22 protein-coding genes are annotated in these 26,851 nt (G+C 35.1%); 12 read left to right on the top strand and 10 right to left on the bottom strand.

Annotation, left to right across the window (positions count from 1 at the left end; genetic code table 11):
- Positions 1-76: 76 nt before the first annotated feature.
- Both FTRAC_RS19180 and FTRAC_RS04870 read right to left on the bottom strand, forming a co-directional pair.
- Positions 77-775, bottom strand: coding sequence for a T9SS type A sorting domain-containing protein (locus tag FTRAC_RS19180; RefSeq protein ID WP_013453121.1), 699 nt, complete (start codon positions 773-775; stop codon positions 77-79).
- Between the two features lie 122 nt (positions 776-897).
- Positions 898-2,556, bottom strand: coding sequence for an OstA-like protein (locus FTRAC_RS04870; RefSeq protein WP_013453120.1), 1,659 nt, complete (start codon positions 2,554-2,556; stop codon positions 898-900).
- Positions 2,557-2,564: 8 nt separating this feature from the next.
- Here FTRAC_RS04870 and tilS point away from each other — a divergent pair, with 8 nt between their 5' ends.
- The 5 genes from tilS to FTRAC_RS04845 all read left to right on the top strand — a co-directional run bounded on the left by tilS (position 2,565) and on the right by FTRAC_RS04845 (position 12,113).
- Positions 2,565-3,881, top strand: coding sequence for a tRNA lysidine(34) synthetase TilS (gene tilS, locus FTRAC_RS04865; protein ID WP_013453119.1), 1,317 nt, complete (start codon positions 2,565-2,567; stop codon positions 3,879-3,881).
- Entirely contained in the window at positions 3,868-4,395 is a 528-nt protein-coding gene (locus FTRAC_RS04860; protein WP_013453118.1) for a cyclic nucleotide-binding domain-containing protein, read from the top strand. The genes tilS and FTRAC_RS04860 overlap by 14 nt, the downstream gene beginning before the upstream one ends.
- A gap of 115 nt (positions 4,396-4,510) precedes the next feature.
- The gene (gene mdh, locus FTRAC_RS04855) at positions 4,511-5,431 is read left to right on the top strand and encodes a malate dehydrogenase (protein ID WP_013453117.1); all 921 of its coding nucleotides are present in this window, start codon (positions 4,511-4,513) and stop codon (positions 5,429-5,431) included.
- Between the two features lie 86 nt (positions 5,432-5,517).
- Positions 5,518-5,739 carry a VF530 family protein gene (locus tag FTRAC_RS04850; RefSeq protein ID WP_013453116.1) on the top strand — a complete coding sequence of 74 codons (222 nt, stop codon included), beginning with the start codon at positions 5,518-5,520 and terminating at the stop codon, positions 5,737-5,739.
- Positions 5,740-5,819: 80 nt separating this feature from the next.
- On the top strand, positions 5,820-12,113 hold the full coding sequence (locus FTRAC_RS04845; RefSeq protein WP_013453115.1) for a lamin tail domain-containing protein: 6,294 nt from the start codon (positions 5,820-5,822) through the stop codon (positions 12,111-12,113).
- Between the two features lie 26 nt (positions 12,114-12,139).
- Here FTRAC_RS04845 and FTRAC_RS04840 read toward each other — a convergent pair whose 3' ends face one another.
- The 3 genes from FTRAC_RS04840 to FTRAC_RS04830 form a co-directional block, all read right to left on the bottom strand.
- Complete coding sequence (locus FTRAC_RS04840; protein ID WP_013453114.1) at positions 12,140-12,769, bottom strand: LON peptidase substrate-binding domain-containing protein; 630 nt, start codon at positions 12,767-12,769, stop codon at positions 12,140-12,142.
- Positions 12,770-13,034: 265 nt separating this feature from the next.
- Positions 13,035-13,730: a hypothetical protein gene (locus FTRAC_RS04835; RefSeq protein WP_013453113.1), complete on the bottom strand. Its 696-nt coding sequence runs from the start codon at positions 13,728-13,730 to the stop codon at positions 13,035-13,037.
- Entirely contained in the window at positions 13,720-15,198 is a 1,479-nt protein-coding gene (locus FTRAC_RS04830) for an aminopeptidase P family protein (RefSeq protein ID WP_013453112.1), read from the bottom strand. The genes FTRAC_RS04835 and FTRAC_RS04830 overlap by 11 nt, the downstream gene beginning before the upstream one ends.
- 385 nt (positions 15,199-15,583) lie before the next feature.
- On the opposite strand from FTRAC_RS04830, the gene FTRAC_RS04825 reads away from it, so the two are divergent.
- The 3 genes from FTRAC_RS04825 (at position 15,584) to FTRAC_RS04815 (ending at position 17,771) form a co-directional block, all read left to right on the top strand.
- A complete protein-coding gene (locus tag FTRAC_RS04825) occupies positions 15,584-16,519 on the top strand; it encodes a cytochrome-c peroxidase (protein ID WP_013453111.1) in 936 nt (311 codons plus the stop codon).
- Positions 16,506-17,222, top strand: coding sequence for an MbnP family protein (locus tag FTRAC_RS04820; RefSeq protein WP_013453110.1), 717 nt, complete (start codon positions 16,506-16,508; stop codon positions 17,220-17,222). Before FTRAC_RS04825 ends, FTRAC_RS04820 begins: the two co-directional genes overlap by 14 nt.
- Positions 17,223-17,288: 66 nt before the next feature.
- Positions 17,289-17,771 carry a cupredoxin domain-containing protein gene (locus FTRAC_RS04815; RefSeq protein ID WP_148230042.1) on the top strand — a complete coding sequence of 161 codons (483 nt, stop codon included), beginning with the start codon at positions 17,289-17,291 and terminating at the stop codon, positions 17,769-17,771.
- Positions 17,772-17,839: 68 nt separating this feature from the next.
- Here FTRAC_RS04815 and FTRAC_RS04810 read toward each other — a convergent pair whose 3' ends face one another.
- A complete protein-coding gene (locus FTRAC_RS04810) occupies positions 17,840-18,076 on the bottom strand; it encodes a hypothetical protein (RefSeq protein WP_013453108.1) in 237 nt (78 codons plus the stop codon).
- A gap of 43 nt (positions 18,077-18,119) precedes the next feature.
- Here FTRAC_RS04810 and FTRAC_RS04805 point away from each other — a divergent pair, with 43 nt between their 5' ends.
- Complete coding sequence (locus FTRAC_RS04805; RefSeq protein WP_013453107.1) at positions 18,120-19,418, top strand: MFS transporter; 1,299 nt, start codon at positions 18,120-18,122, stop codon at positions 19,416-19,418.
- A 272-nt stretch (positions 19,419-19,690) separates the two neighbouring features.
- Here the strand turns inward: FTRAC_RS04805 and FTRAC_RS04800 are convergent, their stop codons facing one another.
- Together FTRAC_RS04800 and FTRAC_RS04795 are read right to left on the bottom strand one after the other, a co-directional pair.
- Positions 19,691-20,608, bottom strand: a complete 918-nt coding sequence (locus FTRAC_RS04800) for a glutaminase (RefSeq protein ID WP_013453106.1) — start codon at positions 20,606-20,608, stop codon at positions 19,691-19,693.
- Positions 20,609-20,824: 216 nt separating this feature from the next.
- The gene (locus tag FTRAC_RS04795; protein ID WP_041649531.1) at positions 20,825-21,769 is read right to left on the bottom strand and encodes an AraC family transcriptional regulator; all 945 of its coding nucleotides are present in this window, start codon (positions 21,767-21,769) and stop codon (positions 20,825-20,827) included.
- 279 nt (positions 21,770-22,048) lie between these two features.
- Between FTRAC_RS04795 and FTRAC_RS04790 the strand changes: the two genes are divergently transcribed.
- Positions 22,049-23,572 (top strand): aldehyde dehydrogenase family protein, encoded by a 1,524-nt coding sequence (locus FTRAC_RS04790; protein WP_013453104.1) that lies wholly within the window; start codon positions 22,049-22,051, stop codon positions 23,570-23,572.
- A 111-nt stretch (positions 23,573-23,683) separates the two neighbouring features.
- Complete coding sequence (locus FTRAC_RS04785; RefSeq protein ID WP_013453103.1) at positions 23,684-24,076, top strand: DUF779 domain-containing protein; 393 nt, start codon at positions 23,684-23,686, stop codon at positions 24,074-24,076.
- 534 nt (positions 24,077-24,610) lie between these two features.
- Here FTRAC_RS04785 and FTRAC_RS04780 read toward each other — a convergent pair.
- Positions 24,611-25,396 carry a sterol desaturase family protein gene (locus tag FTRAC_RS04780; protein WP_013453102.1) on the bottom strand — a complete coding sequence of 262 codons (786 nt, stop codon included), beginning with the start codon at positions 25,394-25,396 and terminating at the stop codon, positions 24,611-24,613.
- A 582-nt stretch (positions 25,397-25,978) separates the two neighbouring features.
- Between FTRAC_RS04780 and FTRAC_RS04775 the strand changes: the two genes are divergently transcribed.
- Entirely contained in the window at positions 25,979-26,455 is a 477-nt protein-coding gene (locus tag FTRAC_RS04775; protein WP_013453101.1) for a hypothetical protein, read from the top strand.
- 111 nt (positions 26,456-26,566) lie between these two features.
- Here FTRAC_RS04775 and FTRAC_RS04770 read toward each other — a convergent pair whose 3' ends face one another.
- Positions 26,567-26,833 carry a hypothetical protein gene (locus tag FTRAC_RS04770; RefSeq protein ID WP_013453100.1) on the bottom strand — a complete coding sequence of 89 codons (267 nt, stop codon included), beginning with the start codon at positions 26,831-26,833 and terminating at the stop codon, positions 26,567-26,569.
- Between the last annotated feature and the right edge of the window lie 18 nt (positions 26,834-26,851).

Below are 26,851 nucleotides of genomic sequence, written 5' to 3'. Positions count from 1 at the left end.
CAAATATACATTTGTTTTATGGAATGAGCAATTTTTTAGTGCTAACGTATATCTTGCTCGAAGATTGGATTTGAATTTATTTTTTTACAATTAATTTCCTGGTTGCTAATCCTTCGTCATCAATTGTAAGGGTGTAGAAATACACACCAGGAGTTAAATCCTCCGTGCTGATTGTTAATTTATTTTCATCTGGATTAAGTTTGTACGTGTCTACAATAGAACCTAATACATTTTGAAGAGTGATTTTTGCGTCTTGTTCATATGGATTAATGCTATATTCCATTATAGCTGATTTTACTGCAGGATTAGGAAAAAAGCTTTTAACTTGAATTTCTTCCTTGGAAAAGAATAGTTCTTGAGTGCGTTCATTGCTTACATTTAACTCAATTTCTTTTTTAATCCCTATATCCACTTTCATGTCAATAAATTCAAAGTAAGCAGTTTCTTTATAGTTTGATAGTCCTCCGTTTAGTACTATGGTGATTTCTTTGGAGGTACTATTGGCAGGTATATTTATTATAAGAGCATTTGAATCTTCTTGACAATTATCATCGTGGCATATAAGTAAAGTAGTGCCGCCTTGCATTTTGGGGATATTCGATCTTATTTTAATGGCTTTGTCTTGGTTAGTATAATTATGGATTTGAAATGTTTCAGACTTGGAATTTTGAAAATTAGTAGTGATTTCATTGCTCAAATCTTTAATAATAATGTCCTGAGCCTTGCTAGAAAAGGATAGTAGGAATATTAAAGATATGGTAAAAACTATTTTCACTTGATTTTTTCAGTTTGACTAGTAAAAGTAGGATTTTTTTATTTAAAAATCTACTCATTTGAAGAAAAAAGCAAGAGCGGATATAATAATTAAATTCATTTAGCGTTTCACCGTATTTGCTTCTAATTATCCTTAATTTCCGGCTCTAAAAGAGTAGGCTTAGGTCTCTCTAGAGTCTCGTCAATTGTTTTGGTGTTAGTTTTCGAAGAATAATATTTCCCTAAAACATCCAGCATACTTGGCTTTTTCTCAATTTGCCACTTAAAATCTTTCAGTCTTGTCTCTGGCTCAGCTATTTCATGTGGAGGTATAAAGCGTCCTTCAGGGTCTTTATAAAAAGTAATATCATTCATTTCGCCATTTAAAAATTGTATTCTCATGGAACTGCATAAAACTTTATTCATACCTATTAGTTCTAAAGTTTCATCGTCTACTGCAAAATAAATACTTTCACCATTGCCTTCTACTAAAATTTTATCCATCTGATCATTTTTCAAATAGGCTGTCATATTCCTTCCTTTTATCTGGTTGAAATTTTTAACAGTATCCTGATTAATGGTGAAGGCTTTATTTCGCATGTTGAGTTTGTCCATTTTGCCATTTTTGATTTCCATGAAAATAGTATCTGCTACTATTTGATTTCCTTCGCTCCAAAGTATTGGATTGTGGTAGAAGAAAATCATGGAATCTTGCATCATATAAGCCATAGAATCCGAAACTCCTTGCATATCAGATTTATAAATTTTTACATTGTTGAAGGCCAGTAATCTGCTCAAAGAGTCATATTCAGAATCAATTGATATTAAAGTATCGGCTGAGAGATAAAGAGTGTCATTATCTACAGCCTGTTTCAAAACGGGATTTCCCCATATTTTAGTAATACCTTTTTCTTTTTTTGTGGCAGCTTCTTGTCCCAAGATTATAATGTCATTTTCCTCAGAGATTACTTTGACATTTCCTTTGGCTCTTGATTGTTGAGTTAGGTCATCAAAGTAGAGCTCGTCACCGAAAATCTCATAAGATTCCGTAGTGATTTTACCAGCTGTATATTGAGCGTTTTTCTTGTCGGTATAAAATTTACCTCCTTTTTCTGCATCTACTACCTCACCATTTTTCATGATGGTTTTGGTTGGGCCAAAAGTAGTAGCAATTTTAGTAGTTCTGTGGTAGAAGAGGGTGTCGGTTAATAACTGATATTCAGGGTTGGTTAAATCGACATCCTTATAAAATTTGATTAAATCTTCAGCATTTACCACAAATCCTTCTCTTGCAATCAGAGTAGTTTCGTCATCTACTAATTTACCACCATTAAAAAAGTGACCATCTTCAGTGGTCATATAATAGTCTAGATAATTGGTAGTCATACGCATTTCACCATCATCATAAACTACATTATTTCTTAACTCTGCCTTATTTTCATCTATATAATAATTCAGCCTTCTAGAGGTAATGTCGATTGTGTCGTTTTTAGTAATTACTACATCACCAAACACAATCATTATCCCTTTTTTATCATAATAAAGAGCTGAATCACCTTTTATTTTGACATTTTCCTTTTCAATATCAAACCAAACATTTTTAACCAATCGGGTAAAACTGTCTTTTCCTTTATTGATTGTTTCGGAATATCCTTCAGAGCCATATTTCACTCCATTTTTCTGCGCTTTCGCAGTTATGGATAAGATTAGAAAGAAACAAAGGATTAAAATTCGTTGGAAGTTCATACATTTACTTTTGATTGCTTTCATTAGCAAATTCTGTGCAAATCTAAGTAATTTCATAAAGAATTATGTTAAGTGCGTCATTTTTAGATTATATAAAAAAAGAAAGCCTTTTTAATAGGCATGAACATTTACTCCTTGCCATTAGTGGCGGGCTTGATTCTGTTGTTTTAGCTCATTTGTTGAAACTGACTGATTTTCATTTTTCAATGGCTCATATGAATTTTCAATTAAGAGATGAGGATTCAAATCGAGATGAGAAATTCGTTAGAGAATTAGCAAAGAAGTTGGAAGTTGAAGTTTTTGTCAAGAGAGTTGAGATTGATAAGGAAAAAGGTTCTACACAGCTTCAGGCAAGGGATTTGCGATATGATTGGTTCCGAAGATTGATGAAAGATCATCATTTTAGTAAGTTGTTGACTGCTCATCATGCGAATGATTTATTAGAGACAACTTTATTGAATTTGATTAGAGGGACGGGAATAAAAGGCCTGAGAAGTATTCTTCCTCTTCATCATAATATTGCCAGACCATTACTTTTTGCAAGCAAAGAACAAATTAAGGAGTATGCTGAGGAAAACAGCATCGAATGGAGGGAGGATGTTTCAAATGCTTCAGAAAAATATAAAAGGAATAAAATGAGACATCGTGTCATTCCTTTATTATTGAAGGAGAATCCAAATTTACTTAGCGGTATTCAACAAACAACTTTGAGATTACGTGCTGCAGAGTCGGTTTGGGATGAAAAATTAGCCAAAATCCGAAAGAAATATGTTTTTAATCGGGATGAAGGGATAAGAATCGATAGAAGGATTCTAAAACTACCACAAATGGAAGTGTTTTTATATGAATTTTTGTCTGATTATGGATTTAATTTAGCACAATTACAATCTTTCAAATTTCGAAAAATTGGTGCTCAGTTATCATCTTTCTCTCATACTTTAGTTATAGATAGGGGTTTTTTACTAGTAAATCCAATATCTGATGAAATTCAGAAACAGTTTTTTCCGATACAAATACAATTAAAAGATAAGTTGATTAAAACACCTTTAGGATTATTTAAATGGAGTTTTATTAATAAAAATGATGTAGATTACTCTATTGGAAATAAAATAGTTTTTATTGAAGCAAATAAGCTAAAAGAACCAATAGAGTTAGATTTATGGAAAGAAGGAGATAAAATTCAACCCATTGGGATGAAGGGGAAGAAAAAAATAAGTGATATATTGATTGATCAAAAGGTTCCTTTGCCCCAAAAGAAAAAGGTTATGGTTTTAAAGTCGGGTGGAGAAATCATTTGGGTGATTGGACATAAATTTTCTGACTCATTTAAAGTTAAAAAAGATACTACAAAAATATTACGAATAGAATATGAAAATTCTTAATCCATTTAAAAAGACATATGACCATAAGCAAGTGGTTCTTTTTAAGTTTTTAAAAGAGATTAAACTGTTTGAGCAATTGAGTTTTGAACAACTATCTCACTTTGTTCCTTTTATGCATATGCGTGTATATAAAAAAGATGAGGTGGTTTTTTTTCGGGACGATCCTAGTCACGCCTTATATCTTACACAAAGAGGGGAAATTTCTTTGACTATTGATATACAAGATAGATTTGAGAGTTTAGGTATATTGACTGAGAATAAATCTTTTGGAGACAATGCGTTAATTCCTGATGCAAGGAGAATTTATAATGCGGTAGTGGCTTCTGAAAAAGCTCAAATTTATGTGATTCCCCAGATTAATATATTTGAAATTTTTGATCATTATCCCAAAATAAAAGCGAAAGTTTTAGAGTCGTACACCCAACAACAAAATGATTATGTGGCTCGTTTGTTTTCGACATATAAGACCAATTTCGGCTTTTTCGATTTAGGTCATGTTTACGGAAAAATGTAGGTAGATTTATGCTATTTTAGTCTTAGAAACACTTAAGGAATCATCATCAGAATAGCATATTTTTTTGTAGTTTTGTGAGCGAAATCAAGATTGTTTAACTTATAAAATAAATAAAATGAAAGTTACCGTAGTAGGAGCTGGTGCAGTGGGTGCAAGTTGTGCCGAATACATTGCCATCAAAAATTTCGCTGAAGAAGTAGTATTGGTTGATATCAAAGAAGGCTTTGCTGAAGGGAAAGCAATGGATTTGATGCAATGTGCTTCATTAAATGGATTTGATACAAAAATCACGGGTGTTACAAATGACTACAGCAAAACAGCTGATAGTGATGTTGCCGTAATTACTTCTGGTATCCCAAGAAAACCAGGAATGACAAGAGAAGAATTGATCTCTACCAATGCGGGTATCGTAAAGCAAGTTGCTGAAAACTTAATCAAAAATTCGCCAAATGTGACCATCATTGTGGTTTCTAATCCAATGGATACAATGGCTTATTTGGCTCATAAAGCAACTAACTTACCAAAAAATAAAATTATTGGAATGGGCGGAGCTTTAGATTCAGCTCGTTTCAAATACAGATTAGCGGAAGCTCTAGAATGCCCTGCTTCAGATGTTGACGGAATGGTAATCGGTGGACATAGCGATACTGGCATGATTCCTTTGACAAGATTAGCAACTAGAAATAGTGTCCCTGTTTCTAAATTTATTTCTAATGATAAATTAGAAAACGTAAAAGAAGAAACAAAAGTAGGAGGAGCTACCTTGACCAAATTATTAGGAACTTCTGCTTGGTATGCGCCAGGTGCTGCTGTATCTGCTATGGTTCATGCCATTGCAAATGATTCTAAGAAAATGTTCCCTTGTTCATGTTTATTGGAAGGTGAATATGGATTGAAAGACATTTCTATAGGAGTTCCTGCCATCATCGGTAAAAACGGAATTGAAGAAATCGTTGAAATTGAATTAGATGATGCTGAAAAAGCAAAATTGAATGAAAGTGCCGAAGCAGTAAGAAAAACTAATGGTTTATTGTAATTAGTACTTTTTAGTAAATAATAATGAAAGCATTCGGCTTAAGTCGGATGCTTTTTTCATTTTAGACTATTGAAATAAAACCTAATATGCCAGAACAACAACCCAATAATCCACTTCATGGAATAACACTAAAAGCTATTTTAGAGCATTTAGTAGAAGTTTACAGCTGGGATGAACTAGGAGATAGAATTAGAATCAATAGTTTTAATCATGACCCTTCCATAAAATCTAGTTTAACTTTTTTAAGAAAAACACCGTGGGCTAGAGAAAAAGTGGAGCGGCTTTACATTAAAAGTTTGAAGAAATAGAAGTTTAGAAATTCTTCAATATTTTATGAATTTTAAAGGTAAATTATCATTTTTGAATCAGAACCATTGTATTCAAAATAATGCCATTTTCGCCAAAACCTACTCTTGTCCTTCTGTTAATACTATTTTCTGTTTTTAATCTCCAAGCCCAAAATGCCTGGATCAATGAGTTTCATTATGATAATGTGAGTACGGATGAAGGGGAGTTTGTAGAAGTTGTAGTGCAAGATGCTAATTCCTATGATTTAAGTCTTTTTAAGCTTCTTCTCTACAATGGCTCTGATGGTGAGACTTATGGGAGTTCACACACTTTAGATTCTTTCACAGAGGGTGATACTCAAAACGGATTCACGATTTTTCATAAAGATATTTCTGGTATCCAAAATGGTAATGATGCTCTTTCCCTTGAATATAATGGTACACTAATTCAATTTATAAGCTATGAGGGAGCATTTACAGGAGTAGGTGGACTTGCTGACGGACAGATTTCAAAAGATGTAGTGGTAGAAGAAACTACTTCAACGCCAATTGGTGAATCTTTACAATTATCCGGAAGTGGAACAGCTTATTCAGATTTTACTTGGGAAGAACCAGCTGGGGCTACCAAAGGACAAGTCAATAACGGGCAAACTTTTGGTGCTAGCTGTACTGCTCCTACAAATCAAGCCGCATTTTCCACACCCTCTGAAGCAGATATAGAAGATAATCAGATCACTTTAGGTTGGAGTAGGGGAGATGGTGACAGCGTTGTTATTTTGGCTAGAGAAAGCACTGCTGTAAATGAAACTCCACAAAATGGAGCCCTCTATACTTCTGACGATGATTTTAGCAGTGGGTTGGCAGATGAAATCGGGATTGGTAATTTTGTGGTTTATGACGGTAGTGCTTCTTCAGTTCAGATCTCAGGGTTGATCCAAGGCACTGAGTATCATTTTGCTATTTTTGAATATTATTCTACAGCTCAATGCTATTTAATGCAAAGTGAAACAATCTCGGTGAGCACTACCACTTCTTTTGACGAGGATAGTGAAATTAATCCTCCTTTTACTCAAATTATCTCTTCTGAAATTTCTTCTACTACCAATACTGAAACAGATGCGGTAGGTGTTTTCAGCTTTGAGGTTTCCGATCAAGGCAGTGGTGACGCAGTACCTACTTTGCTCAATACTATTATGATTGAAAAAAGTGCTGACAATACAGTGGAAGATTGGTCATCAGCTATTAAAGGTGCAAAATTAAATGACGGTGCAGGCGAGTTGACCATTAGTAATTTATCCATCAATCCAGACAATATTGAGTTTGATCTTACAGGAAATGAATATGCCATTGCTGATGGAAGCACTGAAAACCTTACGCTATCAATATGGCTAAATGAATCTCAAACTGATGGAGATACAATTGGATTTGAAATCCCTGAAAATCAAGGGTTTGGAACTAAAGTCAATGGGTCTTTATTAAAAGATATTATTCCAGCAGCAATTATATCTAATCCTTTTATTATTCAAGTAGAAGCTACTGATTTTGAGATCAATACAGTTTCAAGCGCCCAGGTTAATGATACCTTTAATTTAAATATCAGAGCAATTGATATTCATGGCAATCCTGATTTTGAAGCAAGAGAGATCAACTTGGCTTTAAAAGAAGGAACTGGAAATTTAATTTCTCCTTCAGTTGGACTTGGTCCTTTGAGCATGAATGATGGATTCTTTGAATGGACGGATTTGGAATATGATACGGAAGAAAGTATTATAATTGAGGTTTCTGGTGGGGATGGGATGACGGTGGTTTCTCCTGAAATTGATATTATACCTTTGATTAGTACCGTTTTTATTTCAGAATATATAGAAGGAAGTAGCAATAATAAGGCGATTGAAATTTACAATAATTCGGGTAATACAATTGATTTGAATGACTTTTCAATTGTAATTTATACTAATGGATCTCCAATAATCAGCACAGAACTTGTATTGTCAGATATACAAAATCAACTTTATAGTGAAGAGGTACTAATTGTTTCTAATTCTTCAGCAGATGTAGGAATTAATAATGTTACTGATTATACAAGTACTATTGCAAATTTCAATGGAGATGATGCGCTGGCTTTATTATACAAAGGAAATATAATCGATGTGATCGGTGAAATTGGAACTGACCCAGGATCAGCTTGGGATGTTGCTGGCATTTCAGAAGCCACCCAGGACAAAACCTTGGTAAGAAAAGCTTCTGTTAAGGAAGGAAATCCTGATAATTTATCCTCTTTTGGGAATGATCAAATGGATTCCGAATGGATAATTTATGATACCGATGAGTTTTCTTATTTGGGCAATCATTTTAGATGTAGCGCACCAACTGAGCAGATTTCTAATATTTCCGTTCAAAATATCTCCGAAAATACTGCTGAAATAAACTGGAATGAACCTACGGGTCTTCAATCCATCATTTTGATAAAAGAGGGAAGTGAAGTTGATTTTCCGCCAATATGTGGTGATGGTTATACAGCCGATTCCGATTTCAGCCTGGCTAATCAATTAGGGGATGGCAATAAAATTATATTTGCAGACAATGGAGAAAATGTAAGCATTTCAAATCTTAATTCAGGAACAAGCTATCATCTAGCTGCCTTTGCATATAATGAGCTAGAAAATTGCTATAATTTAGAAGCCGCTGCCACAACAAATTTCACTACTGAAATAGCGCTAGATGAAGATTCGGAAATCAATAATGTAAGCCAGCCAACAGTAGGTAATTTACTTTCTACAATAGATGAGGAATCAGAAGCAGAAGAGGTTATTTCATTTGAGATAGCTGATTTAGCAACATATGATACGGTTTCTACTTTTATTAAGGAAATGGTTTTTGAATCTTCGCCTAATAATACTTTGGCTTGGGACAGCGCCCTCAATGCTATTTTAAAAGATGGTAGTGGGAAAATCAGTACTGCAGAATTCACTATAGTAGATGATAGGATTAAAATTGATTTCCCTGAAAATGAAGAATATGAAATAGCTTCTGGGCAATCAGTTGATTTCACAATCGCTATTTGGTTTAACCGATTTGATGTAAACGATACCCAGCAATTTGCTTTACAAATACCAGCAGAACACCAATTTGTGTCTTCAGATTCAGGCTCAGTTTTGCTCAGCAATTTAAATGACAGTATTTCTTCCAATGAAATTGAGCTTATTGAAGCTTTTGATAGAATAGAAGCTATTCGAAATGGCTCGGATGGAACTACTTATTCAACTACAGGCTATGTGGCATCCAATGATTTTGGTTCAGGAAACTCTCAATTCTATATTCAAAAGGATGAATCCACTACTTATGATCAGGGGATGGCAATTTTTTATAGTGAAGAACTCTCCAATATTAATGCTGGCAATCGCGTAAAAGTTTTGGGTAGTAGGGAAGAGGTGAATGGACGTATTCGATTGAATGCTGATACGGTCATGAATCTAAGTAATAATGATGTTTTGCCAGAGACTTATCCCATTGCCCCTTCTGAATTTAATTCAAATAATGAACTAATTGGCACTAGGATAAAGCTAGATAGTATGATCTTAAATCAGCCTGAATTATGGGGAGATTTTGCTGAAAATGTTTTTCAATTTTCTAGAGCGGAAGATACAGTTTTGGTGAAAATAGAGCCGAATAATATTTATTACGATGGAAGTGCTCAGCTTCCTTTTGGAGCTGTGGATTTAGAGGGCATCATGGAAAGCATAAATGATAGCATTCAATTGATTGTTTCCTTAGATCATGAAATTGCGGATCCTTATGCTCCAATTTTCAATCAAGAACCCCAAGTTTTCAATATCCAAAGTGAGCAGGTTGATATGAGTTTTTCTGTAAATGAATTCTCGGTTGTCTACTATGCTGTTAAACAGGTTGAAGATTCAATTCCTGACTTGCAAAGCTTAAAAAATCCGGAATCTGATGAACAAATAATTAGTGCAGGTAATGAGAAAGTTGAACTTAATAATGTAGAGGATCCTATTTCGATCAATATCGAAAACCTATCTTCCAATACAGAATATTCGATTTATGTAGCAGCTGAGGATACTTTAGGTAATGCTACGCAAATCCTACAATTTGATTTTTATTCGCTTAATGCTGAAGCTGATAAGGATGTGGAAGTTATTCCACCTACGGAACAGCTTTCGGCATCTGAAATCAATGCTTTTGAAGCTAGTCAGGTTTTTGAACCAGTATTTAATTTTACCTTAGTTGATAGAGGTACAAGTGATTCATTATCCACCTTTATCAATCAGATGGTCATCCATCCATCGACTGGAAATGAGGTTGATTTTAGTGAGGTAATTAATAAAGTGGAACTATATGATTTGTCAAATGAAGTGGTGATTAATACAAATGATTCAATTTCCTCTGATTCAATCGTTTTTGAATTAGCGGAAATATTTGAGTTGAATGATGGTGATTCCAATAGCTTTCAATTGCGGATTAAATTGAATGAAACCATAGAGGATGAGCAAAATTTAGTATTTGAAATTTCTTCTAGTCAATCTGCTTGGGAAGTAGCACCTTATGGCTCCCAATTAGCTGAAAACTTTAGTAAATCAATTGTTTCTTCTGTGCATTCAATAAATGTTATCGCTACGGAACTGAATATTTCATATCCTGATGAGGTTTATGTGGGGGATTATTTTGATGTTTTAGTAAGTGCAGAGGATGAAAATGGCAATTTGGATTATGCTGAACGAACTTTGGCTATTTTAGATAATAATGAAATCCAATTATCTGAAGTCAATTTAGAAAAAGGAAAAGGGGTTTTTGAAGGTTTAAGTTTTGAAAATACTGGTTTATATACTTTTAAAATTACCGATAGCATTCTTTCGGAAAGCATTGAAATCAATTTTATTAGACCTGAAATTAATCTGGACACTAGTGAGTTCAATAGCGATTTTGGATTGATCACCTTTCCTGATAGTTCTACTATTCAATCTTATCAAATTTCTGTTGAGCACTTAAAAGATTCAATTTTGGCAGTGGCGCCTGAAGCATTTAAGCTATCACTAAATCCTGATTTTACTAATGCTCAGGACACCCTGGTTTTTGAAAGTGACAAATTTAAGGGCACTGAAATCTATGTTCAATTCTGCCCTGATGATGATGCTGGAAGATTCTATCATGGAAATATCTTGCATCTTAGCCAAGATGCCGACACAACTTATTTACCAGTTAATGGACAAGAAGGCAGACTAAATTTAACTTCAATTGCTACGGCAAGAGACAAATCAATAGGGCAAAGAGTAAAAGTTCAAGGCGTTGTAAGTGGCGGAAATAATCAATTTGATAATAAGCGGATAATTCAAGATGGAACTGCAGGTATAGCCATTGAAGGACTAAATTCAGCTAGTCTTAGTTTTGGGGATAGTGTGGAGGTTGAAGGTATTTTAGTTAGTGAAAATAGCTGGTTAAGCATTCTTCCAGAAACAGAAATCAATGTTTTATCTTCTGACTCCGTAGTGGTTGAACCTCAAGGAAAAGCAATTAATGAAATTAATGCTGGGGTGGAATCACAGAGAGTGAAAATTGAAAATTTAGAGATTACTTATGAAGGTCAATTTACAGCGGGTGAATATTTTATCATTGACAGTAATACTGATTCCTTGATTTTTAGATTAAATGGAGATGATCATCCTCTAGTTGGAAAGGATATTCCTATTGGAAAAGTAAATGTGACAGGAATCATTGGTAGGAGAAATGATGAATTCCATATTTACCCTGAATTTGAAGAGGATTTGGAAATAATACCAAGAGACACCATTTTGATAGTTGAAGCCCCTAAAGAAGGGTTGAGTTTTGGCGATATACTTTTAGATGAGTATTCAGCCGTCCAGTCTTATAGCGTACAAGCAGGAAATTTACCTGAGAATCTCAGTATTTCAATAAGTGAGAATTTTGAAATCAGTTTATTGAAAAACTCGAATTATACAAACGAATTGGTACTACCGATAAATGAAAGAGGAGATATTCCTGAAATTGAAGTCTATGTTCGCTTTACGCCTATTACTGCTATGGGAGGTGAAATTTCGGGAGAGATACTACATATTTCTGGTGGACAAGAACAAAGGGTAGCACTGGAAGGAATTGAAGAAATAATGACTTCAAATCGTTTATCTATTGAAAATAAATTTTTGATTTATCCCAATCCAGTTGGTTCCGAACTTAAAATTGAATCGATAAAGTCAGAAAATTTTCACTATCAATTTATCAATCTAGAAGGTGAAATTTTGTTTGAAGGGGAATTGAAAAGCAAGCATGCTTTGATAATTGATGGAATTGCAAATGGGATTTACCTTTTGAAATTATCAAACGGTAAAGAAGATTATTATCAACGGATAATCAAGGAATAAAGAGCCAATTGTAAAGTTGGCATTGCTCAAAATTCCTGTGGAGGATTATACTTTCTGAAATGGCCATTCATTTGAATGAGTTCTTTCGATCTTTGAATGTCACGCAATTTTGGTAAAATTACTTTCAGATGATCAAGTACAAATCTTTGTCGTTGCCTTTCTTCAGTTAATTGAATGAGTTCATATTCAGCTTCAGTGGATAGCCCTATTTGATGAGCAATGTCAAATACTTGAAAATCCATGGAAAGTTGTCTGTTATCTACTTCAACCAGATCATACATTTCCTGAACGGCCTCATAGATTTCTTCCTTTAATAGCACATCTCCATTATTTCTATTCGGGATTTCTTCAATTGCACCAATGGCATACTTCTTATTTCGGTATGGGTTTTCCATATCCAGTACTTTTACAATCCTCTTTCCTCTCGTTTTGATGTCAAATTTACCATCTTCATATCTCTTAGTCACCTCCCGAATCTCCATTTCAGTACCATATTCCACCTTATTTTTCACATAAGACGGAATTGCAAAAGTGCTATTATCTTCTAGACAGTCTGCGATTAGCTCTTTATAGCGTGGCTCAAATACGTGTAGATTAAGATTTTGATATGGGAACGCCACTAAATTTAATGGGAAAAGTGGTATTGTTCGATTCATCTTTTAAATAAATGTTGATACACTGATAATAAAAGGAATGTTTAATTTTTAGGTTGCGTTTATGAACAGAATAATTTTATATTATTTGAATAATTTAATTTAGTGTTCAAATAATTATGTTGTAGATATCAGCAACGAAAACAGGGGGAAAGGAACTGAATCAATGTTTTTCAATATTGTTTAAGTAGTCATTCATTGAATCGTTGTATATGAGAGCCGCACCGTGTGTTTATGGCTCAGGGCAGTCTACTCGATTAGGCAAAGTTTACATTATATGACTACTTACATTTTTAAAAAAATGCCATTCTTCTTTTTTTTTAATATAAATGGTGCCTGACCCTTCTTTCCAACCATAATCAAAAAAATCATATTGGATATATGCAGCAGTTGAATCATTATTAAATAAAGGAGGATATATTCTATAGGAAGTTAGTGTGTCCTTAAATGCGTAGTTTTTTTCTCTAAGATAATTTAGATTTAAAGAAAAATCGGAATAAATTTTCTCTGATTGAATTATTTGTGTCTTGAGATTATTTTTATTCTTAATCGAATCAAAGTATTTTTCTGAATCAATAATTTTTAGTAAACTAATCTCATTTTTTAAATCATAACTAGCACGAGAAGGTGGAATTTCTTTCCCAGAGGTGTGCTGTAAATTATAATATTCATAGGGAGAAAGTTTATTTAAAATGACTCCATATTTATACATCGCTTTATCTTCTATAAAAACATTAACAACCTTATTTACTTCTTTATTTAGTTTTTGAGTGTCCTCTTCTTGGCTTTCTTGACAAGAAATAAGTATAAATGATAGTAAGATTAGATGCAGTCGGTTCATTACTGTTTTGTCTAACAATTCGCTATTATCATTATTGATAGCCTTTATTAGGCTAATCGATTTAAAAATATTTTGTAACCTATATTTATCTAGAAGTGCTATTAATTGCTCATTATTCTCCATCCAAATCAGGCAAATTAAACTGCCCAAATGCACTCTTTTCCTTCATTAATTTTTCGATTTCCTCGCTTTTTCTTGGCGCATCATCCGACAGCAATTCAATCCCATCTTTTTTAATTAAATAATCATCTTCTATCCTTACTGGGATGTTCCACCATTTTTCATCACAAGGGCTTCCTTGCGGAATATAAATCCCAGGCTCAATGGTGATGACCATATTTTCTTCCAAAGTACCGTATTCACCTAAATCATGCACATCCAAACCGATGTGATGGCAACATCCATGTGGGTAATAGCGATGTCTTCCGGTTGACGGGTCTATTAAATCTTCCTCATTCAAACTTTCAATTATGCCTAGTTCCAACAAGCCCTTATTAATAACAGCCTGTGTGGTGTCCAACAAATCTGAAAAAGGAACACCAGCTTTGGCTATCGACATGGCCGCTTCCTGTGCTTCGTATACTAAGTCATAGATCGCTTTTTGCTCGTTGGTAAATTTTCCGTTTACTGGAATAGTTCGGGTAATATCAGCGGTATAACCATGATATTCAGCACCCAAATCCATCAAGATCAGTTCCCCATCTTCAATTTCAGGTTTGTAGTTGTCTATATAATGCAATACACATCCATTATGTCCTGCACCCACAATACTAGGGTAGCCTTCATATTCCGCCTTGTATTTTTTATATATAAATTCATGCATTCCTTGAACTTCAAGTTCAGACATGCCCGGCTCCATTGCTCGCATTACTTCTGCTTGTCCTAAAGCAGAAATTTTCACCGCTTTTCTTAATAAATCCAATTCTTCTTCGGTTTTAATACCGCGCATTGGGCGCAATAGTTGATCTAAAAGAGTGGTGTTTAAATTATTTTCTTGCGGCTCAGGTGTGATATCTAAATTACTATCATCAGGATAATTTACTTTTTGCTTAAATTGTGAAATCAAATCGTATAAGTCCCCTTCTTCCTGTGTTTCCCTCACATCATCTTCAAAATCATGAAATAAGACTTGATCGTATTTCGAGAAATCAATAGGGAAGTTTTTGAATTCAGGTGTTTCAAAAGCTAGGTCTAATTTTAAATCTTTCGCAGCTTCTGATGCGCTCATTCTTCCGCCATCATAGAGTTCGGCCAATGCATTTCTACCCCTAACAAATACAATTTCATCAAAACTATTTCCATTGATGTTTTGCTCTTCTGAAAAAATCATCAATAAGGCATGCGGCTGTCTATGACCCGTGAGGTAATAGAAATTAGGATCTTGATGATACTTATAATTTACATCATTGGCTCGGTTGCGAATTGGGTTTGAAAAGAACACTGCCACAGAATTTTCAGGCATCTTGCTTCTTAAAATTTCTCTTCTTTCTTTATGAAAGTCACTTGATAGGAAATCTAGTGGTTCTTGAACTTGGGCAAAACAAGAACTTGAAATTAGAAGTGCGATAATAAATGTTTTTACTATTTTCATAAACAGGTCTTTTTGAAAATTACGTTAAATCTAAATTTTTAGACATGATTTTTATACTAATGGTTATTAAATTAAATGAAATACCAATCTTTGCTTGAACTGGAATTAATTTATCTTACTTTATATAAACTTTTTTTCATACAAATTACGTTTGTTATTATTGATTGACAATCTATATTTTTACTTCTTTTCAAGAACTTAAAATGCGAATCACCCTATTTTCATTCTTACTCTTTTTTTTATATCCTCGGGTTGTGATCCCAAGGAGCAGGAGTTTGAACCTGAAGAGGATTTTGAGCTATCTGCTCCATCTTATTTTGGTAGCTTCAATGAAAGAATTCCCGAAGCCAATCCCATTACTACGAAAGGCTTCGAACTAGGAAGAATGCTTTTTTATGAGAAAAAACTTTCTGGTGATAACAGCATGTCTTGCGCTACTTGCCATCAACAAAGCAAAGCCTTCACTGACGGTAAGGCTTTTAGCCCGGGAATAGACGGCATAAATGGAAAAGTGAGTACTATGTCTTTGGTGAATTTGCTTTGGGCTGAAAAATTTACTTGGAATGGGCAGATGGAAACAGTAGAGGCACAATCAACCGAACCAATTCGTAACCCCATTGAAATGCATGAGAATTTTGATAATGCTATTCAAAAATTACAAGATGCAGGTTATAATACATTATTTCAAGAAGCATTTGACACTGATCAAATCACAGAAGAATTAATTGGAAAAGCATTGGCTCAATTTCAAAGAGCGTTGATATCATCTAATTCTAAATATGATCAATATTTAAGAGGCGAATATGAACCAACTCAATCTGAACGAAGAGGGGAGCAATTGTTTTTTACGCATCCAATTCCTGGTCAGTTGAGAGGTGGTAATTGTGGAGACTGCCATTTGGGGCCACTTACTTCTGGTGCAATTGATGAATTTCAAGGCTTCCATAATAATGGTTTGGATAATGATGAAAATATGGATGAAGGTTTAATGGCAGTGACTGGAGACCCAAAAGATAAAGGTAGATTTAAAACTCCTAGCTTAAGAAATATAGCTTTAACTGCACCATATATGCATGATGGTAGATTTGAAACTTTAAAGGAAGTGATTGAGCATTACGACAATGGAATTCATCAAAGCAGTACATTAGATGTTCTAATTATAGAAGGTAGTAATGAAAGTCAGGCTGCAGGAGAACGACCACAATTATTCCTTACAGATCAGGAAAAAGAAGATATTTTGGCATTTCTACATATGTTAACTGATGAAGAATTTATTAATAATCCTCAATTCTCTAATCCATTTGAAAATGAAAACAATTAAAGCCTTTTTATTCATAGTCCCATTCGCTTTACTTTCTTGTAAAGATGATGATTTTATTGGTGCACCGCTTGATATTAACTTTTATCATAAAGCTGGAACTGCAGATTTTGAGTATAATACTTTATACCAAAATGCAGCTGGTAATGAGTTTTCTTTACGATTATGGAGAACATACATCAGTGATATTCGATTGGTTAATTCTGAAGGAGATATTACCGCTTTTTCGGACAGCTACCACTTAATTGAGCCTAAAGAAGGTAATAAGTACAGTTTAAGACTCCCATCGGTTTCACAAGATAGCTATACAGAAATCAGGTTTAATATAGGTATTCGTGAAGACACCAATCTTTCCGAATCACTTTCTGGAGATTTGGACCCAAGCAATAATATGGCGTGGAATTGGACTACTGGCTATAAATTTATCAGAATGGACGGTGAATTTGAAGATAATGACGGAAATAGAAGAGGAGTAGTGGTTCATGTGGGCACTGAAAATAATTTCAAACCTCAATCATTTACTTTTGAAGCTCCTGTAACGGTTGGCTCTTCCGGAGCTGAAATGAATTTTCAATTGGATTTATTGGAAGCATTTCAAAACCCCAATACGATAGATTTTGAAGTTTTAAGCGATTTCCAATTCAATGCTGAGGCGGATTTAATAGGGGAGAATTATGCTGAAGGATTTGTGAAATTAATTGAATAACTTATATTGCTATAATTAAAATATTGTTCAATGTTCACGATTGATCTCATTAAAACTAAACTACTTATGGATAATTTAAGAAAAATTCTATTTCTCATTCCAATTGCTTTTTTATCGTTTTCTTGTGAAGAGGAAGTTGATGATATGGTAGATGATAATGATGACGATGATGATAATTCAGTCAATATTGTTGAAATGACAATAGATAATTCTGGTGCTTCGGCTTATTTCGTTTCTGAAATTAATGGAAATGAAGAGGTGACTACTACCAATGAAGATAATAGTACATGGGAATTAACTGTTGGAACTCGTTATGTGTTAACAGTTACTGGAGCTAGCTCTCATCCATTTGCACTTAGAGATAGTGAGAATAATATTCTGTTAAGTATGAATAGTGTTGACGGAAGTTTTGAAGAAGACTCAGATGTTGATTTTCAAGCTAGCGGTACTAGCTTTAATTTTACTTTAACACAAGCATTGGCAGGTGAACTCGATAATTACGTTTGTACTGTACATCTTGGAATGACAGGAAGTATTACGGTTAACTAAAAGTATTGAAAAAGTCTTCAATACTTAACTATAGGTTATGAAGGCTTTTAATGCTTTTCTTTTAAGCGTTAACCCAAAGCAATTTCTCCCCAATCAGCATGCATATCATCAAAACGCTGCATCACTTTTTTGATAAAATCTTCAGAAATTAGGCTTTTTAATTCTTCTACATCTGCCACTTCATATTCATCAATTTTGAAGGTTTGCTCATATAATCCTAATTCAAATTTCACTAAATATTTTTCATTCCATTGGAACAAACTGATTTTACAAAAGTTGTTTGGAAGTTCACCTATTACCCTCATTATTCTTATTTTTAATTTTTGCAAAGTTAAGTCTTAAATATTGATGGCTAAATTAAAGGAGCAATTTTATGATTTTTTGATAGAAGAAGATGAACTGCGTGCATGCAAAGCAATTCCAGATGATGCTTGCACTAATGTTCCCAAGAATTTTACGCTCAATATTGCCAATGGTACACTAAGCAAATTGGCAGAAAAGATCATCAGTCCAAATCTAACTTTAGCTTGGATTATGGACTTCTTCGGTGCTTCCTCAGCTGTGATTGGTGCTTTGGTTCCTATTAAAGATGCAGGCTCATTATTACCTCAGCTAGCGGTTTCGGGAAAAATCCGATCTTTTTCAATACATAAAAATTTCTGGGCAATCAGTGCCTTAATGCAAGGTTTATGTTGGTTGGCTGCAGCTGGTCACATTTTCTTTGGTGATGAGGAAACCTTTCCGATAGCAATGCTAGTGCTACTTGCGATTTTTAGTGTGGCAAGCGGTGTAGCTTCTGTTGCTTACAAAGACGTGATTGGAAAAACCATTCCCAAAAGTACTCGCGGACAAATGTTGAGCTACCGTTCTACCTTTGGAGGGATTTTGAGCTTGATAGCAGGCGTTGTTTTGGTATTCTTTATTCAGGGGCAGGCTGACAAGTCCATTTATGGGTTTATGTTTCTCTTCGCTTCTGGTTTGTGGTTTATAGCCTCTATTTTGTTTTTCATGATAGAAGAAGAGAAAGGAGCAACAAAAGGTGGTAGAACTCCATTTGAAGAAGTTAAGGCAGGGATTAAGCTGATAAAAGAAGAAGCAAATTTCAGAAATTTCCTTTTTACTAGGGCATTATTAATGGCGGTTCCACTCCTCCAGCCATTTTATGTTCTGGTTGCTAAAGATATTGATAATACTAGCTGGAGTTTGCTTGGATATTTAATTATTGTAAACGGACTTGCAAATGTTTTAAGCAGTCCTTTTTGGGGTAAAGTTGCTGATCAATCCGCAACTCGACTGATGAGAATATCTTCCTTTATAGCAATAGGAGGAGCTGTTTTTGCATTGCTGTTTTACTATGCCTCTGACTGGAATCTAGGCTTCTATGCTTTTTTACCCGTATTTTTTATCAATGGCATTGCGTATAGCGGAGCAAGATTAAGTCGAAAGACTTATTTGGTAGATTATGCTCCTGATGACAATAAGGCTACCTATGTTTCAGTAGCGAATACTTTCATTGGTTTATTCACATTGGTGGCAGCCGGTTTTGGGGTAATAGCTCAGTTATTTGGTTTACCAGCTCAGATCATCTTTTTTATGAGTTTGCTGGTTTTGGCAATCGTATTGAGTTTTAGGTTGAAGAGGGTTTGAGTATTTTGAAAGTATGTTGAGAAAGGTCGCTCCTACGGAACTTGGATAGCCTTTTACTTTTTTGATTACCTTAAGGTCATGCCTACGGCATTATTGTGCAAAATCCCCATGGTCGTGTGGCACTTTGATCATTCCTTCGCTATTGTAGCATTTCTAATCTTCTGTGTCCTTTCCCGATGAATACGGGACAAGTTGTGAAATATTAGTAAAACGCTGCGGTTAAACATTTGCAGCCTTTGGCTGTTCTTATGTTTTCTTTTGTCGCTTTGTGGTTAAAAAATGGACTTTTCTGTATGCGTGGTAAACAATTCCAATGCATGCATGCCTTTAGCAGAATTTCCCTTTTCATTCAATTTCGGACTCCAAACAGCTATACTGAACTCTCCTGGCAAGACAGCAGCAATACCACCGCCCACACCACTTTTACCAGGCAAACCAACACGAAATGCAAATTCACCAGATTCATCATAGAATCCACATGTCAGCATAAGCGCATTGATCCTTTTGATTTGATTGGGTTCCAGAAACAAGGTGCCATCAGGAGCGCATTTTCCATGTTGTGCGAATAATTGAAAACACCAAGCTAGTTCAACGCAGCTCATATCTAAAGAACAAGTGTAGAAATAGAAATCCAGCACATCTTCTGGCTTGTTGTGGATGTTCTTAAAGCTTTTGATAAAGTTAGCCATGGCCACATTTCTATAGCCCATGCTTTTCTCTGATTTAAAAACTTCTTCATTGTACTGTATTTTATCTGAGCCTTGAAGATCGTGCATGAATTGCAAATAATCATCTTTCGGATTCTCCAGTTCTGAAAGTAGAATATCACAAATCACGATGGCTCCTGAATTGATAAATGGATTTCTTGGAATACCTTCTTCATGTTCCAATTGAACCAATGAATTAAATGGATCTCCAGATGGCTCCACATCCACTCGATCCCAGACTTTGTCGCCAATGCACTGAATGGCCATACTCAAGGTGAAGACTTTTGAAATACTCTGAATGGAAAATCGTTCGTCATAATCTCCAGCATTGTAGGTTTCTCCATTTACAAATTGCAGAGAGACACCAAATTTGAAAGGATCAATTTTTGCTAATTCGGGAATGTACGAAGCTACATTTCCTGGTGTATCTACTGAATTAACCGTATGTAAAATATCATCGAGTATTCTGTTGTAGTCTTCCAAATTTATGAATTTGTTTCTTCTCTAATACGACAAGAATAAATATGAGATACAGGATTTACTAAATTCCTATTCTCAAAGTGCTAACTCTCTTTTAGGTATTTTTACCTGAAGACATATGGAAAGCCAATTATCTTTCATCGCTGAAGCTTTGTTGAAAACACCAAAACGATGTAGTGAAGTCGTAGGAAAATAAGCGAATAGTTTAGCACAAATTTATTAATTCAAGAATGAACCATTCCCTTGATAATTCTTCTTATATCCTGAGGGTGAAACTCCTTCTTCTTTCTTAAAAGTACTTGTAAAATGCGAGAGGTTCTCAAAACCGGAATTATAGCAAGCCTCAGAAATACTACAATTGGGTTTCTTTAACCATTTTTTAGCCAATTTTATTCTTTCCGAAAGCACATATTGTCCTGGAGTAAAACCAAATGCTTCTTTGAATTTCTTAAAGAAAGTCGCCCTGCTCATGCAAGCAGCATTAGCCAAGCGGTCAAAATCAATTTTCTCATTAATTTTATTCTGAATAATGTGAATGGCATAAGCCAAGGGATGGTGGGAAGCTAAAGTTTTGGGTGAGGAAGTAAAAACATGCCTTGCTTGAGTTTGCATCAAGCGAATAATCATTTCCTTCATCGCCAAATCAACATATAAATCCTTGGTGCTGCTATCTTCTGTTCTGGAGATTTTAATGATTCTATCGACCGTATTAATCAACTCCTGATTATTGATGATATGATGTATGCTAGGGTCAATTTTCCATTGATCTTGCTCTATCACTTTCGGATGCTTTTCATTCAGCATATCCAAAGTGAAATCAATCAATTGTTGGGAAATTGCTAATGCAATACATTGAGTGGGCTGTCCCTTTTTTGCTTCAGGGAAATCTATTTCCATTACCTCATTAGGGCCGACAATTACGGATTCCCCAGGTAAATAATCAAAGGCCTCCTTATTTTCTAAGTGCATCACCTTTTTGCCTCTTAGCATAGAAGTAAAAACAAAATCGTTGAAAACCAATTTCACATCCTTTGCCTGTTGATGAGTTTCAAAAACATTCAGTTCGCAACTATCATAAGTATAGGCAGTTCGATTCTCCACTAAAGTGAACAGCGAATTTTCATTTCCTACAGGGACTTGGTATGGACGGATAGCGTTGTTCATATTATTTTTTCTAGATAGAACTGTCAGATTTAGGGTTAAAATGGTTGGTGCGCCACCAACCATGGGTTTTACCCCGGTCCTGTGGCACACCGACCAGAATTTGGAATAAGTAAACCTATCAGTTTCTTTTCAAAAAGCTTCAAAAAAGCAGTCTCACAATTTAGTGATTTTTATGATATTTTAAAAATAAGATGGAAAGCAAAATGATTCATACGGATAACAAAACTTTTAAGAATTATAAGTAGGAAATTACAACATATTAAAAATTAAAAAAATACTATGGAAACTTTAGAAAGAACTCAAAAAACAGTTGAACGTCCTACCTTCAAGGCGCAATACGACCACTTTATTGGTGGTCAATGGGTGAAACCCGCAAAAGGAGAATATTTTGATAACATAAGCCCAGTTGATGGACAAGCTTTCACTAAAGCTGCAAGAGGAACAAAAGAAGATGTAGATAGAGCGATAGATGCAGCCCATAAAGCATTTGAAACCTGGTCTAAAACTTCTGCGGCAGCCCGTGCAAATGTACTCTTAAAGATTGCCGATATTATTGAGGAAAATCTTGAGTTGTTGGCAAGAGTCGAAACCATTGACAATGGTAAAGCATTAAGAGAGTGCAGAGCAGCTGATTTACCGCTTTGTGTAGATCACTTTAGATATTTTGCAGGAGCCATCAGGGCGGATGAAAGCAGCATTTCTGAGCATGATGAGCACACTGTAAGTATTAATTTACAAGAGCCTTTAGGGGTTGTAGGTCAAATTATCCCATGGAATTTCCCTTTATTAATGGCGACTTGGAAGATTGCTCCGGCTTTGGCAGCAGGTTGCTGTACGGTGGTTAAACCAGCAGAACAAACGCCAACTTCTCTTATGGTTTTGATGGAATTGATTCAGGATGTTGTCCCAGCTGGTGTATTGAATGTTGTAACAGGATTCGGTCCTGAAGCAGGGAAACCATTAGCTCAATCCGATAGGATAGCAAAAGTGGCTTTCACAGGAGAAACCACTACTGGTCGTCTAATTATGCAATATGCATCTGAGAACCTTATTCCCGTGACCATGGAATTGGGAGGTAAATCTCCTAACATTTTTATGAAGTCTGTAATGGATAAAGATGATGAATTCCTGGATAAATGTATTGAAGGAGCCGTGATGTTTGCTCTAAATCAAGGGGAGGTTTGTACTTGTCCGTCTAGAATATTGGTGCATGAAGACATAGCCGATGAGTTTCTGAAAAGAGTAGTGGAGCGTACGAAAGCCATTAAAATGGGACATCCTTTAGCCGAAGACACCATGATGGGTGCCCAGGCTTCTAATGACCAATTTGAGAAGATCCTTTCTTATCTGGATATCGGAAAGCAAGAAGGAGCAGTAGTGCTTTGCGGAGGCGCTAAAGCAGGATTAAATTCTGGATTGGAAAATGGGTATTACATCCAGCCGACCATCTTCAAAGGGCATAACAAAATGCGCGTATTCCAGGAAGAGATTTTCGGGCCCGTAACTTCGGTTTGTACTTTCAAAACAGTGGAAGAAGCGATCGAAATAGCAAATGATACGATGTACGGATTGGGTGCTGGATTATGGAGTAGAGATGCTCATGAACTGTATCAAGTGCCAAGAGCCATCAAAGCGGGTCGTGTTTGGGTGAATAACTATCATGCTTATCCTGCTCATGCACCATTTGGAGGCTATAAGAAATCAGGTTTCGGTAGAGAAAACCACAAAATGATGTTGGATCACTACCGTCAAACCAAAAATATGTTGATTTCTTATGATAAGAATAAATTAGGTTTCTTTTAGTAGATAGATAGTAGTGGGTATTGAGTATTCGGGAATGAGATTGAAAAATCGTTCTGAACTCGATACCCACTTTTCTCAATACTCATTACACACTACTGAATACTGAACAATATGGAAAGAGTATCAATAAGCGACAGAGCAATTGAAACAATAGATAAACTGAGGGATAGATTTGGAGATTTGATGTTTCACCAGAGTGGAGGCTGTTGTGATGGCTCATCTCCTATGTGTTTTGAAAAAGGAGACTTCAAAGTAGGAGGAGGAGATGTTTGGTTGGGACAAGTTTACGGATGCGATTTCTTTATGAGCAAAGACCAATTTGAATATTGGAAACATACCCATCTTACATTAGATGTAACCGAAGGAAGAGGCTCAAGCTTTTCATTGGAAATTCCTATGGGGATTCGGTTTATGATTCGCTCTCGTATTTTCACCATGGAAGAAATCGAGAACTTGGAACCCACCATGACGGGGGAAGAGTATTTGGAGGCAGATATTAATTAGTTTTGGTAAAATTTAAAATAGCAGTTCTATCGTTAGTCTCTGGCTAACGATGGTTACTTGTGCCTCAGGCACGTAATGCAGGCATGACTAAAAAGACACTAAGCAGTAAACAGCTAAAAAACGTCCGAGGCGGTAGTATTTTCCACTAGCCCGAGGCTAGCAGGCAATGTCGTTAAGTTAAGCTTTGTATAAAATTGAATCCTTCTTAAATTCTTGTCTTACTTAAGTGATTTTTATTTTTCTCATTATAGTCCTGAAAGGACGTCATATTGTAACACAGGGTGAAGTCCTGTGTTATAAACAAACTGACTCCCAAGCCCTGAAAGGGCGCAATATTTCACCCTTTCAGGGCTTTTTTATCTCGGTTTATTATTATGTAGGGCTTCACCCTACTTTGTGATACATCAGCCCTTCGGGCCTCAAAAAAAAATAAATAGCAACTTGGCACATTTAACTGAAAGTTATATTTAAGCTTTTCTGGATTTAATCCTTAATTCATGTGCTATGGTTATCTCTTAACTTAACGGCATTGGGCTAGCGGGAGTGAATAACACCTTTCTTTTCAGTTGCCTTTTCATAATCCTCATTATAATCTTTTCTAAGCGTACCAAACACTCTATCCCAAATCAAAGTATACAACCCAAAATTGCCATGGAATTTCTTATGATGCATATTGTGCGCAACTGAGGTATTAATATACCTGCCAATCCATGTTCTGTGGAAATTCTTTGGATAAAGCTCATAACCAGTATGGCCGTATACATTATAAATGATCTGAAAAATAAAGAATATTACAATTGCACTTCTATGAGCTGGAATTGTAATGGCAATCAAGGGAATAATGCCAGCTTCCAAAATGGCTTCTAATGGATGAAAGGAATAAGCAGTCCAAGGAGAAGGATTAGTGGAAGTATGGTGCACTTTATGGAAATGTCTATAAAATTTAGGTAGATGCATCATTCGATGAATCCAATAGAAATAGAAATCATGTAATACAAACATAAGTAGTATAGAACTCCAATAGTACCATACGGGCATATCACTGATTTCATAATAGATTAATGTATAATCCGCAAAAGTTCTTAAAGTGAGAACAGCTACCAGACTGAAGATGAAAATGGTAATTATGGAATAGAAAAAATCCCTTCCATAGTCAGTAATTTGTGGAAATTTGGACTGAATTTTTCTATTGTTCATCGCTTTCCTAAAAAGGACATACAAAAGGATAAATGCAGAGCCAGCCACGATAAAATAACGCATTCCGACATGCATCATGGCTAAAGCAAAATAATCAAATAGCTGTTGCGGTTTGTCCATCATACCACAATTTCGCTATAAGAATTTGTATTAGCAAGGGGAATATTGCTGACAGAATGCTTGAGTAGATATAAATGAATGGAGATTGCTTATAAATCAAATTGACAGTTGACAATGTACAATAGACAAAATTCATGGTTGATTTTAAAGAGTGTAGTTTTAGGACTATACGAGGCTTCTGACTTCTTTGATCTCAAAAATAAATGAAAACTAAGATCAGCTTAAAGGTTAAAATAAATACAAATCAATTGACCTTTGGCTAAGACTAATAACATACAAACCGTAAAAAATGAAGAGCAATACGAAGCTTTAAGAGACAAGGGCGTGAACAAGTAAAAGGCTGCTCGACTTGCTAATACACCAGGTCCAGGTAAAAAAGGCGGGCAAGCACCTCCTCATGAAGAATGGACAGTTAAAGAACTTCAAGAGCAAGCTCAAAATGTGGGAATTAAAATGAACAAAGCAGAACTCATTGATGCGCATAGAGGTCATTGATAATTGGAAAAAATCCTCAGAATCAAAAACAATTAATTTTAATTTTATTATCTATGCAAATTAAATAATTCAATAGAGATTTAAAGAAAAATGGGGAAGGCAATTTTAACCTTAATAATAAGCTTAACAGTTATTTCCTTTATCAATGCTCAAGAAATTGAGTCGGAAAAAGTATTTGGTGGTTATAAATATATTCAAGAAGGAAAACCTTTAAATATACATCAGTTGGAAGAAATAATGGAGCCATTACCTGATGCTTATAAACATATAAAAAAGGCAAAAACAAATAATACATTGGCAACGATTGTGGGCTACACAGGTGGCTTTTTAATAGGATGGCCAGTTGGTACTGCATTAGCTGGCGGTGATCCCAATTGGGGCTTGGCAGGAATCGGTGCCGGTGTTTTAGTTTTAGCAATTCCATTCACAAGTAGTTATTCAAAAAATGTTGAAAGAGCTATAGGAATTTATAATTCTTCTTTAAAATCCTCAGCTTACCTTAAAAGAAAGCCTGAACTTAAGTTAATTGCTAGTGGAAATGGGCTTGGGATTAGAATGGTTTTTTAACTTAGCTAAAGTTAATGCTCTTGAAAAATAGTTACGGATAGGATCTAGATAAATTTAAAATCTCAACTTACCTCTTGGGGAAGGTTTTAACAATTACGATCGATCAAAAGGCTACCCGAGAATTCCAACAGCCAATTCTGCCCAAATCACCAGTAGCACGAGTAAGATGCCGCCACAAGGGATTAATCTGGCAATCAGGCTTTTTACTGCTCTTAATACCACTACGCACAATAGACCAGTGCCTAATAGTAAAAAACCCATTGTCTTAAAATCAAAAGGTTTCCAATTTCCTTCATTGCTAAACTGCATGGGCACAGCCGGGATAAGGAGCAGGACACCAATTCCTCCAAGAATAAGTAAGAATCTTTTGTTTTCCATAATGCGAAAAATTGGTTT

It is taken from the genome of Marivirga tractuosa DSM 4126 (assembly GCF_000183425.1).
Taxonomy (GTDB): Bacteria; Bacteroidota; Bacteroidia; order Cytophagales; family Cyclobacteriaceae; genus Marivirga; species Marivirga tractuosa.
Note: the sequence above shows the minus strand (reverse complement) of the source record. Positions and strands in the feature narration are given on the sequence as shown.